Source organism: Chitinophaga sp. Hz27 (assembly GCF_042263525.1).
Classification (GTDB): Bacteria; Bacteroidota; Bacteroidia; order Chitinophagales; family Chitinophagaceae; genus Chitinophaga.
Genome location: NZ_JBHKFJ010000003.1, coordinates 246,594 through 258,309 on the forward strand (window position 1 = coordinate 246,594; position 11,716 = coordinate 258,309).

9 protein-coding genes are annotated in these 11,716 nt (G+C 44.5%); all 9 read left to right on the forward strand.

Annotated elements, in window-relative coordinates; all coding sequences use genetic code 11:
• Positions 1-9 precede the first annotated feature (9 nt).
• The 9 genes from rsmH (at position 10) to murC (ending at position 11,700) form a co-directional block, all read left to right on the forward strand.
• A complete protein-coding gene (gene rsmH, locus ACE38W_RS07850; protein WP_375829881.1) occupies positions 10-921 on the forward strand; it encodes a 16S rRNA (cytosine(1402)-N(4))-methyltransferase RsmH in 912 nt (303 codons plus the stop codon).
• Positions 922-1,032: 111 nt separating this feature from the next.
• Positions 1,033-1,410, forward strand: a complete 378-nt coding sequence (locus ACE38W_RS07855) for an FtsL-like putative cell division protein (RefSeq protein ID WP_375829882.1) — start codon at positions 1,033-1,035, stop codon at positions 1,408-1,410.
• 133 nt (positions 1,411-1,543) lie between these two features.
• The gene (locus ACE38W_RS07860) at positions 1,544-3,673 is read left to right on the forward strand and encodes a penicillin-binding protein (protein ID WP_375829884.1); all 2,130 of its coding nucleotides are present in this window, start codon (positions 1,544-1,546) and stop codon (positions 3,671-3,673) included.
• On the forward strand, positions 3,674-5,140 hold the full coding sequence (locus ACE38W_RS07865) for a UDP-N-acetylmuramoyl-L-alanyl-D-glutamate--2,6-diaminopimelate ligase (RefSeq protein ID WP_375829885.1): 1,467 nt from the start codon (positions 3,674-3,676) through the stop codon (positions 5,138-5,140).
• A gap of 104 nt (positions 5,141-5,244) precedes the next feature.
• Positions 5,245-6,504 (forward strand): phospho-N-acetylmuramoyl-pentapeptide-transferase, encoded by a 1,260-nt coding sequence (gene mraY, locus ACE38W_RS07870; protein ID WP_375829886.1) that lies wholly within the window; start codon positions 5,245-5,247, stop codon positions 6,502-6,504.
• A 44-nt stretch (positions 6,505-6,548) separates the two neighbouring features.
• Complete coding sequence (gene murD, locus ACE38W_RS07875; protein ID WP_375829888.1) at positions 6,549-7,889, forward strand: UDP-N-acetylmuramoyl-L-alanine--D-glutamate ligase; 1,341 nt, start codon at positions 6,549-6,551, stop codon at positions 7,887-7,889.
• Positions 7,890-7,950: 61 nt separating this feature from the next.
• The gene (locus ACE38W_RS07880; RefSeq protein WP_375829890.1) at positions 7,951-9,144 is read left to right on the forward strand and encodes an FtsW/RodA/SpoVE family cell cycle protein; all 1,194 of its coding nucleotides are present in this window, start codon (positions 7,951-7,953) and stop codon (positions 9,142-9,144) included.
• A 34-nt stretch (positions 9,145-9,178) separates the two neighbouring features.
• The gene (murG, locus tag ACE38W_RS07885; protein ID WP_375829891.1) at positions 9,179-10,270 is read left to right on the forward strand and encodes an undecaprenyldiphospho-muramoylpentapeptide beta-N-acetylglucosaminyltransferase; all 1,092 of its coding nucleotides are present in this window, start codon (positions 9,179-9,181) and stop codon (positions 10,268-10,270) included.
• Positions 10,271-10,350: 80 nt separating this feature from the next.
• Positions 10,351-11,700 carry a UDP-N-acetylmuramate--L-alanine ligase gene (gene murC, locus ACE38W_RS07890; RefSeq protein WP_375829893.1) on the forward strand — a complete coding sequence of 450 codons (1,350 nt, stop codon included), beginning with the start codon at positions 10,351-10,353 and terminating at the stop codon, positions 11,698-11,700.
• Positions 11,701-11,716: the final 16 nt, after the last annotated feature.

The window sequence follows — 11,716 nt, forward strand, 5'->3', positions numbered from 1 at the left end:
TGTAGCACTATGGGCGAACAGCAATATCATTTACCCGTTCTGCTGCAGGAAACAACGGAACTGCTGAACATAAATCCTTCAGGAACATATGTGGACGCGACGTTTGGAGGCGGAGGACATTCAAGAGCCATACTGGAAAAACTGGACGAAAACGGAAGACTGATAGTATTTGATCAGGATGAAGATGCCTATCGTAACAGAATTATAGACGACCGCGTAACTTTTGTACAACAGAACTTCAGGCATATGCAACGATTCCTGAGGTTACATAAAGCAGAACTGGTTGACGGTGTTTTAGCCGATCTCGGCGTGTCATCACACCAGTTCGATACCGCTGAAAGAGGTTTCAGTATCAGATTCGATGGTGATCTGGATATGCGGATGGACACCAGAACAGATTTTACAGCAGCACAACTGCTCGCAACCTGGTCCGAAGCCAAACTGCATCTCATGTTCCAGAACTATGGAGAAGTAACAAACTCCAAAACACTGGCACAAACCATCGTGAAGAACAGAAAAACACACCCCATGCGCACTATTGCAGAATTCAAATCTGTAATACAGCCCATCGTAAAAGGTAATCCGCAGAAATATCTAGCCCAGGTTTTCCAGGCACTGCGCATCGCCGTAAATGATGAACTGGGCGCACTGAAAGATTTAATGGCACAAGCAGCCGAAGTACTCAAACCTGGTGGACGACTCGCCATCATTACCTTCCACTCGCTGGAAGACAGACTGGTTAAAAACTTTATGAAATCTGGCAGTTTCGAGGAAGCACAGGATGATCCGTTTGGCATGGAAACACCCCCTAAATTGTTCAAATTAATTACAAAAAAACCGGTTACAGCCAGCGACGCAGAACTGAAAGTCAATAGCAGATCAAGAAGCGCAAAACTGCGCGTAGCCGAAAAGAACCTGTAGCTCGGCCCTTTCTCCGGCTCAGATCCTATCATTCCTATTCACTGTGATTTGCTTGCTGATTATTGATGGCATATTGTCTGTCTGATTTCGTAATTCATTAAAAAGCATAGCGTGGCAGAGGAAGAAATTATCGATAAAATTCAGGAAGAACCGATAACAGATGAAAATCCAATATCGGAACCTAAAAAAGAATGGCGGCTCCGTATCAACTACACCATGTTGGTACAGAACATGCCCCGTATCCTGTTCCTCGCTGCCCTGGCATTAGTCTATATCGCCAACAGCCACCTCGCAGAAAAACGAATCAGACGCATCAACCAGCTCAGTAAAGAAATTAAAGAGCTCAAGTGGGAATATATCAACGTGAAGAGTGAGCTCATGTTCAGAAGCAAAATGAGTGAAGTCAGTAAATCGGTAGAACAGCTGGGACTAAAACAACTTAGTTCCCCGCCTCGAAAAATTGTACTGAAAAATAATAACGAAAAATGATCAACACCTTGATACCTGATACTGCCCGCCCGCTAACTGCTGCAGACGGGGATGCTGGTAAAACAATTATGGCAAGCATCTCAATAAAACCGCCAGTCTCAGGTATCATACCTTATATCTCTCCCCCACCTAAATGAGGGAGAACAACAAAAAAAAAGTGGATGTAAAAAAAGACATATTGTGGCGTGTGTATCTATGCCTGATAGGCATGGCGCTATTCAGCGTCGCTATCCTGGCTAAGATCTTTTACATCCAAAACGTCCAGGGAAACTATTGGCGCAGCATCGCAGACAGCCTGCAAACCCGCTACGTTTCCCTCGACGCCGACAGAGGTACCATCTATTCTGAAGAAGGTAGAATGCTTTCTACCTCCATCCCCTATTTTGATATCAGAATAGATTTTGCCGCCGACGGACTCCGAGACAAACAAGGAAAGGTATTCCGCGAAAACCTGGACTCCCTCTCCCTTTGCCTCTCACAAATGTTTAATGACCGCTCCGACGCAGAATATAAATCCCTGCTCAAGGAAGGATATAAATCAAAAGATCGCTACTTCCTCCTCAAAAGAGATGTACCGTTCAACCAATACCAGGCCATGCGCCAATTCCCCATGTTCAGATTAGGGAAAAATAAAGGTGGTATGATCGCTGAAACAAAAAGCAAACGTATCAACCCCTTTAAATTACTCGCTAACAGAACCATCGGACTGGCACGTGCCAACTCACAAAGCGTAGGCCTCGAAAGAACCTACGATGAATACCTCAAAGGTGTCACCGGTAAACGTCTCATGAGACGCATCGCCGGCGGTACCTATGTTCCTGTTGATGGATACGATATAGAACCGGAAAATGGCCGAGATGTCGTTACCACCATCGATGTGAATATGCAGGATATCGTGGAAACCGCCCTCATGAACATGATGACTCAAAATGAAGCGGAACACGGTACCTGTATCCTCATGGAAGTAAAAACAGGAAAAATAAAAGCCATCGCCAACCTCGGAAAGGCCACCGATGGCAGCTATTGGGAAGATATGAACTATGCACTGCAGGTAGGTGAACCAGGATCCGTATTTAAACTGGCCACCGTCATCTCCGTGCTGGAAGATAAATTCGCCACCATGAATACCATGGTAAACATGGATGGCGGAAAATGGAAAGTAGGCCGTAGAACAGTTTTCGACTCCGAACCTCACCCAGGTCCGCAGAACGTAACCGTAAAACATGCATTTGAACTCAGTTCCAATGTAGGCATGGCCAAACTTGCTGTTCAATTTTATAGTAAACAACCGAATAATTTCGTCAGCCACCTGAAAAAACTCAAGCTCGACCAAATTACAGGTATTGACCTTATAGGTGAAGGACACCCGGTGATCAAAAACACTAACTCCAGAACCTGGTCCAATACCACCCTCCCATGGATGGCATTCGGTTATGAAGTACTTGTCAGCCCGTTGCAAACTTGCATGCTTTATAACGCTGTAGCCAACAACGGGAAAATGATGAAACCCTACCTCGTCAACTCCATCATGGAATACGGACAGGTAGTAAAACAATTTGAGCCAACAGTAGTACTTGATAGTATATGCTCCAAAAGCACACTCGCTCAAGTCCGACAAATGCTCGCCGGTGTAGTCACCAACGGCACTGCCAAAAAACTACAGAGCCAATACTACACTTTCTCAGGAAAAACAGGTACAGCCCTCGTTGCCAACGGCAGCCGGGGCTATGCTGATAAAATATACCAGGCATCATTTGCAGGGTACTTCCCCGCAAATGACCCACAGTATACCTGTGTAGTCGTAATTAAAAACAAACCGCATGCACTACGCTTCTATGGAGCCAGTGTTGCGGGTCCTGTGTTCAGAGAAGTGGCAGACCGCCTCTTCGCCATGGCCATCGAAAAACAATCCCCAATGCAGGCAACACTGCAACTGGATTCTACCATCGCCATGAAAAACGGAAGAGGTGCCGACTGGAATACCATCCTGTCTGCACTGCAACTCCCTGCTAACACCACCCCTGCCAAAAACAGCTGGGTAAGCGCCAATGTAGATAACAGTAAGGTCAACTTTCAAACTGTTGCCCAACCCAAAGGCGCCGTACCCGATGTTACCGGAATGGGACTCAAAGATGCACTCTACCTGCTCGAAAATGCAGGCCTGCGTGTTGTCATCAAAGGCGCCGGAAAAGTGAAAACACAATCACTCCCCGGCGGAACTAAAATTGGAACAGAACAAACTATTGTAATAGAACTGAGCTAGATGAAGACGCTGCGCGACATATTATACAACGTAAGCATTCAGGCCGTTCACGGAAATACTGATATTTCTGTGAACGCGCTCGCTATTGATTCAAGAGCCATCACAAAAAATGATGCCTTCATCGCCGTTAAAGGCGTCCACGTAGACGGACACCAATACATCGATAAAGCCATCAGCCAAGGTGCTATCGCTGTAATCTGTGAAGATCTGCCTGCAACACTGGCAGAAAATATCACCTACGTACAAGTGAAAGACAGCGCCAGCGCAAGTGGTATCATAGCAGGTCACTTCTATGATAATCCTTCCCAACACCTGAAGCTCGTAGGCGTAACCGGCACCAATGGTAAAACAACCATCGCTACCCTATTATTCAGACTCTTTACCAAACTGGGATACCACTGTGGGTTATTATCCACCGTTCAAAATCAAATAGGCGATACCGTTATACCTTCCACACATACCACCCCTGATCCTATCAGTCTGAACGCACTGCTAGCTCAAATGGTAAACGAAGGTTGTGCATACGCTTTCATTGAGGTGAGCTCACACGCTATCCATCAGCAACGTATCGCCGGATTACAATTCGCCGGAGGACTGTTCAGCAATATCACACATGATCACCTGGACTATCACAAAACATTCGATGAATACATCCGCGTAAAGAAATCTTTCTTTGATAACCTGCCCGCTACTGCATTCGCACTCACTAACCTCGATGATAAAAGAGGAAATGTGATGCTACAGAATACTAAAGCACGCAAGGCTACCTACAGCCTGCATACCCTGGCAGACTTCAAAGGGAAGATCCTCGAAAACAACCTGACAGGATTGATCATGATGATCGATGATACGGAAGTTCATTTCCGACTTATTGGTGAGTTCAACGCCTACAACCTGCTAGCCGTTTATGGCACCGCAGTGCTGCTGGGCCAGGATAAAGCCGATGTACTTCAGGCCCTCAGCGATATCCGCGGAGCAGAAGGCAGATTCGATTATTTTATTTCCGACAAAGACCAGATCATCGCAATTGTCGATTACGCACATACGCCAGATGCTTTGAAAAATGTATTGGCAACCATCAATAACCTTCGTAAAGGCAACGAACAACTGATTACAGTTGTAGGCTGCGGAGGAGATAGAGACACTGCAAAACGCCCCATCATGGCGGATGTAGCAGTAGAAAGTTCAGATAAGGTTATCCTCACATCAGATAACCCACGCTCTGAAGATCCTAATGCGATCATCGAACAAATGCAAGCAGGTATACCTGTTCATCTACGTAAGAAAGCATTATCTATCGTAGATAGAAAAGAAGCGATCAAAACAGCGATCGCCCTTGCTGGTAAAGAAGATATTATCCTCGTTGCCGGTAAAGGACACGAAAAATACCAGGAAATACACGGTGTGAAACACCCGTTCGATGATAAACAAGTATTGCATGAAATGATGCAACAGCTGGAGAAATAAAGAATGGACGACGTGCAGTTGAAGGAATTTTAATAACTCAATGACTTAATACCACCCGTTGTGCGGTCAATAGCAGCGCATAGCAGGAACGACTAAAACTATATATGTTATATTATTTTCTTAATTACCTGAAATCACAATTCAACATCAGCATCATTGGTGGTGGTATGTTTCAATATATCACCTTCCGTGTAACGATGGCGCTATTGCTGTCACTGGTGATATCCCTGGTTTTTGGTAAACGTATTATCAGACTCCTGCAACGCAAACAGATCGGCGAAACTATCCGCGAACTGGGCCTGCAGGGAGAAAATTCTAAGAAAGGTACTCCTACCATGGGAGGCCTCATCATTCTTTCTGCCATTGTCATTCCAACGCTCTTATTTGCACAGGTAGGCAACGTGTACATCTGGGTAATGCTGCTTAGCACCGTTTGGCTTGGATTAATCGGTTTTCTCGATGACTACATTAAGGTATTTAAAAAGAATAAAGAAGGGCTGGCCGGCAGATTTAAAATCCTCGGACAAATAGGTCTGGGCCTCATCGTTGGTTGTACACTGTATTTTAATAATGATGTGGTAGTGAGTCGTGAAGTAGTAGGCGCCAACAAAATTTCGCCTTACGAAAGACCAGTTAAAAACCATCCTGAACGTGTAACCCGCGACGGTCACCGTTTTGCAGATGTTAAAACGCCAATTACCACTATTCCATTTGTAAAAAATCATGAGTTCAATTACGCGAAACTGATTTCCTGGATCCCTGGTGCTGAAAAATATACCTGGGTGATCTATATACTCATTGTAATCTTCGTTATCACGGCCGTATCCAATGGGGCCAATATAACGGACGGATTGGATGGATTAGCAACGGGAGTCTCGGCCATAATAGGCGTAGGCCTTGGCATCTTCGCCTACGTTTCTGGTAATATCCAGTTTGCAGAATACCTGAATGTCATGTATATCCCTAACCTCGGAGAGCTGTCCATATTTATTGCAGCATTCGTAGGAGCTTGTGTAGGATTTCTTTGGTATAATGCCTTCCCTGCACAGGTATTTATGGGAGATACAGGAAGTCTGGCTATCGGTGGTATCATCGCTTCGCTGGCATTCATCGTTCGTAAAGAACTGCTGATACCAATCTTCTGTGGTGTATTCCTCGTAGAACTGGTGTCTGTGATGGTGCAGGTATCTTACTTTAAATACACTAAGAAGAAATATGGTGAAGGAAGACGTTTACTGAAAATGTCGCCACTGCACCACCACTATCAAAAATTAGGTTATCACGAAAGTAAAATATCAGTGCGTTTCTGGATCATTACCATCATGTGTGTGGTATCTGCCATAGCAACACTGAAAATGAGATAATAGTAACAGTAAACAATTAAAAATAACGTAGAAGACTAAACGAAATGGCACATAAACTGATCATATTAGGAGCTGGAGAAAGTGGAATCGGAGCTGCCTTGCTGGCAAAACAGCAGGGATATGAAGTTTTTGTGTCAGACGGGAGCAAGATCAAAGACATTTATAAGCAGGAACTGGCGGTTAACCACATTCCATTTGAAGAGGAACATCATTCCTGGGATATCATCCTTGGCGCAGACGAAATCGTTAAAAGCCCAGGCATCCCTGAAAAAACGGATCTGATGAAAAAGGTACGCGCACAAGGCATACCGGTAATCTCTGAGATTGAATTGGCCTACCGTTTTTCGAAGGGTAAAAAGATTATTGCCATCACTGGCAGCAACGGCAAAAGCACCACTACGGCCCTCACCTATCACATCTTTAAAACCGCAGGTTATGATGTGGCTATGGTAGGAAATATCGGAGTGAGCTATGCCCGCCAGGTGGCCACCGCACCAGCGGAGTATTATGTGATTGAAGTTAGCAGCTTTCAGCTGGATGATATCAAGGAATTCAAACCTGATGTAGCCATCCTCCTGAACATTACGCCTGATCACCTGGATCGCTACGAGTACAAAATGGAAAACTATGTAGCCTCCAAATTCAGAATCGCCATGAACCAAACAATTGATGACAAATTCATCTATTGCATGGACGATCCTGAGATCACGCAACACTTGGCTCAGCAACCCATTTATTCAACATCAATACCTTTTACCATTATGAAACGACTGAAGAACGGCGGCTATGTCGACAACGACCAGTTGCATATAAAGGTAGACGAAGATCCGGTTATAGTTTCTATTTACGACCTCGCGCTGAAAGGAAAACATAACCTCTATAACTCCATGGCTGCAGGAATTGCAGGCAAAACAATGGATATCCGCAAGGAAAAAATCCGTGAAAGCCTCACCTCCTTTAAAAGCCTGGAACATAGAATGGAATATGTAACCACAGTGAAAGGCGTAGACTTCATCAATGATAGTAAAGCCACCAATGTAAACTCTGTATGGTTTGCACTGGAAAGTATCGAAAAGCCAATAGTGCTGATCATGGGTGGTGTAGATAAAGGCAATGATTATGGCGCTATCCGCAGCCTGGTACAGGATAAAGTGAAAGCCATCGTTTGCCTCGGCGTAGATAACAAACCCATTGAAGAAGCATTGTCCAAAGACACCCCTGTTATGGTAAGCACCATCAGCATGAAAGAAGCAGTACAAACTGCACTTAAACTGGCAAATAAAGGAGATGTGGTACTTCTCTCGCCAGCATGCGCCAGCTTCGATCTCTTCAAAAATTATGAAGACCGGGGCCGACAGTTTAAAGATGCTGTCCGCGAACTATAATGGGTAAAAGGTATTGTAACTGTCACGAATAAACGTAATAAACAGCTAAGCTGTAAATAATATGACGAATCTGCTATATAAAACAAAAGGTGATAAAGTCATCTGGACGATAGTGATCTTCCTATCGCTGGTGAGCCTTTTGGCGGTATATAGCGCCACAGGATCACTGGCCTATCGTGAAAGAGGCGGGCATACGGAGTATTATCTCCTCAAACAGCTCTCTGTATTGGTAATGGGCTTGTTGATTATCTACTTTGCTCACCGGGTAAATTATACCATTTACTCCCGCGTAGCACAGATAGGCTTCCTGATATCCATCCCGCTGCTGGTATATACGCTGGCCTTTGGATCACATATCAACGACGCCAGCAGATGGATACGCTTACCCATCATCAACCTGACCTTCCAGACATCAGATGTGGCCAAACTTGCCCTCTTCATGTATGTAAGTCGTCAGTTATCAAGATTGCAAAATGTGATACACGATTTCCGTAAAGGATTTCTGCCTATCATCATCCCGGTAGGTGTGATCTGTATACTGATCATGCCTGCAAATATGAGTACCGCGCTGCTCTTGGGCGCCAGCTGTATGATCCTGTTCTTTATAGGCAGGGTACCCATCAGATTCCTGGCAGCCATGATCGCAGCAGGAGTGGTAATGATTATGCTGATGTTCCTCATCGCAAAATTACCAGGCATGGAAATGCGTGCTAAAACATGGTCTAAACGTATAGACAGTTTTATGAACGATGACCATACGGAAGTTCCTTATCAGGTACAGCAAGCCAACATCGCCATCGCTGGTGGCGGCGTGCTGGGAAAAGGTCCTGGAAATAGTACACAACGTAACTTCCTGCCACATGCCTATTCTGATTATATCTATGCAACCATCATAGAAGAATATGGCCTGTTTGGCGCCTTCCTGATACTGGCCTCCTATATGGTGCTGCTATTACGAAGTATACGTATCTACCGGAAATGCCCCTACGCTTTTGGTGCATTCCTCGCTGTAGGCCTCAGTGTTACACTGGTTATTCAGGCACTGACAAATATGGCGGTAAACGTACACCTCTTCCCAGTAACAGGGGTAACGTTGCCACTGGTTAGTATGGGTGGCTCCTCTGTAATATTCACCAGTCTGGCCATCGGTATCATCCTGAGTGTTGCTAGAAATGTGGAAGAAATGGAAGGTAAACAGGCAGAAAAAGACCGGTTAGAAAAAGTAATCGCTGCACAGAATGAAGCTGCAGCTTAACAATATTATTTAAACATCAATATAAAAACAGTAGATGCAACGCAATATTATCATAGCAGGTGGTGGTACAGGAGGACATATCTTCCCGGCTATTGCTATTGCCAATGCGTTGAAAAAAATTCAACCGGATACCAACATCCTTTTCGTAGGCGCCAAAGGCAAGATGGAAATGGAGAAAGTGCCACAGGCAGGCTACCCTATCGAAGGACTGGAAATAGCCGGATTTAACAGAAGTAATATTTTCAAAAATATTCTGCTGCCATTCAAAATCTGGAAAAGCTTAAGGCATGCGAAAGCCATCATTAAACAATTCCGGCCGGATGCAGTGGTAGGTGTTGGCGGTTATGCCAGCTTTCCTATACTGAGAGCAGCACAGAGAATGGGCATTCCTTCGCTGATACAGGAACAAAACTCCTTTGCAGGAAAATCCAATAAGATCCTGGGAAAGAAAGCAAAAAAGATCTGTGTCGCCTACGACGGAATGAACAAATTCTTCCCGGCAGATAAATTAATACTAACAGGCAACCCTGTACGAAATAACATTACACAGTCGGCCGTTACAAAGGAAGACGCAGTAAAATATTTCGGACTGTCGCCGGATAAACAAACAATATTCGCTGTAGGCGGTAGTTTGGGAGCAAAATCTATCAACGAGGCATTACAGCCACTACTGGCCACATTGGTAGAAAAAGATATTCAGCTGATATGGCAAACAGGAAAACCATTTCATCAAACAGCAGTAGCGGCAGCTGCACCATATGCTTCGCATGTTAAAGTGCATGAGTTCATCAACGTTATGGACTTCGCCTATAAAGCTGCTGACGTGGTACTGTCAAGAGCCGGCGCACTCGCCATCGCTGAATTATGTGTAGTGAAGAAGCCTGTCATCTTTGTTCCTTATCCATTTGCGGCCGAGGACCATCAGACCTCCAACGCCATGAACCTGGTGAATAAAAAGGCAGGACTGATCATAAAAGATGATGCTGTCAGAACAGAATTACCAAGTGTACTCTTCAGTCTTTTGCAAAACAAAGCACTGATGCAACAAATGGAACAAAACATTGCCACACTAGCGCATCCTAATGCAGATATGGATATCGCCAATCAGGTACTGGCAATTATTTAATCATCTGCATGAGATTTTTTTTCTCATCTGTAAAAAGTAAAATAGATATATCACGTATATATCAGGAGTTATAGAGCATTATGGATTTGAATAACATACATAGCGTGTATTTCATCGGAATCGGTGGTATTGGCATGAGTGCCATTGCCCGCTATTTCAATGAAAAGGGCATCAAAGTGAGCGGCTACGATAAAACAGCAACAGCGTTGACAAAACAGCTGGAAGAAGAAGGTATGAAAATCCATTATACAGATGATATTAATCTGCTGGACAAAGATGCTAACCTTGTCGTATATACGCCGGCCATACCAGCAACTCACACAGAGCTGAACTGGTATCGCGACAATAACTACGAAGTAGTAAAACGCAGCGATGTATTACAGGAGATCACCCGTTCCCTGTTTGCTATCACAGTTGCAGGCACCCACGGTAAAACGACCATCTCTACGATGATCGCGCATATCCTGAAAGACAGCGGTTATGGTTGTAACGCATTCCTCGGCGGAATTAGTGTCAACTACAATAAAAATTTCTGGAGCAGTGATAAGCAGGTAGCAGTAATTGAAGCAGATGAATATGATCGCAGTTTCCTGAAATTAAGTCCTGATATCGCTGTGCTGACTGCCATGGATGCAGATCACCTGGATATTTATGGCACTCCGGAGGCGATGGAAGAAGCTTTTATTCAATATACACACAATATTAAGCCAAATGGCACGCTGATTGCTCATTTCGGCCTTCATCGTGATAATGAACTATATGCCAAACATAAATTGCTCTATAGTTTACAGAATAATGCAGCCAATGCATACGCTGCAAATATTCAGATGAAGAACGGCGGTTACATCTTCGATGTGATAGAGCAAGATTGGATGATAGAGAACCTGGAACTGCATATCGGCGGTATGCACAATGTGGAAAACGCAGTGGCAGCAGTAACGGTAGCGCACCTACTGGGAATTGAAGGAGATAAGATCCGCGCTGCTGTAGCGGCTTTCAAAGGAATTAAACGCAGGTTCGAGTATGTGGTAAAAAATGATCATCAGGTGTATGTAGATGATTATGCACACCATCCGGAAGAACTGAAAGCTCTGATCACCAGCGCCAAAGCACTCTTCCCGGGAAGGAAAACCACCGTGATTTTCCAACCACATCTGTTTAGCCGTACCCGTGATCTGGTGGATGGCTTTGCAGACAGCCTATCACTGGCAGATGAAGTAATTCTGTTACCGATTTATCCGGCACGTGAGTTACCAATCCCAGGTGTTACGAGCGAACTGATAGCAGAGAAGATGACAGCACCGGTTACCATCATGCAAAAAGAAGAAGTGCTTCAATGGTTGAAAGAAAATAAATCGCCATTACTGATTACAGCAGGAGCAGGAGATATCGATCAGCTGAGAGAACCGATTAAACAAATTGTACAATAAAACGCTTTAAGTAAAT

Excerpts from the sequence above, each read along its gene's own strand:
- murD (WP_375829888.1), top strand. The coding sequence starts at position 6,549 with ATGGCACATAAACTGATCATATTAGGAGCTGGAGAAAGTGGAATCGGA.
- ACE38W_RS07880 (WP_375829890.1), top strand. The coding sequence starts at position 7,951 with ATGACGAATCTGCTATATAAAACAAAAGGTGATAAAGTCATCTGGACG.
- ACE38W_RS07865 (WP_375829885.1), top strand. The coding sequence starts at position 3,674 with ATGAAGACGCTGCGCGACATATTATACAACGTAAGCATTCAGGCCGTT.
- ACE38W_RS07860 (WP_375829884.1), top strand. The coding sequence starts at position 1,544 with ATGAGGGAGAACAACAAAAAAAAAGTGGATGTAAAAAAAGACATATTG.
- mraY (WP_375829886.1), top strand. The coding sequence starts at position 5,245 with ATGTTATATTATTTTCTTAATTACCTGAAATCACAATTCAACATCAGC.
- murC (WP_375829893.1), top strand. The coding sequence starts at position 10,351 with ATGGATTTGAATAACATACATAGCGTGTATTTCATCGGAATCGGTGGT.
- murG (WP_375829891.1), top strand. The coding sequence starts at position 9,179 with ATGCAACGCAATATTATCATAGCAGGTGGTGGTACAGGAGGACATATC.
- rsmH (WP_375829881.1), top strand. The coding sequence starts at position 10 with ATGGGCGAACAGCAATATCATTTACCCGTTCTGCTGCAGGAAACAACG.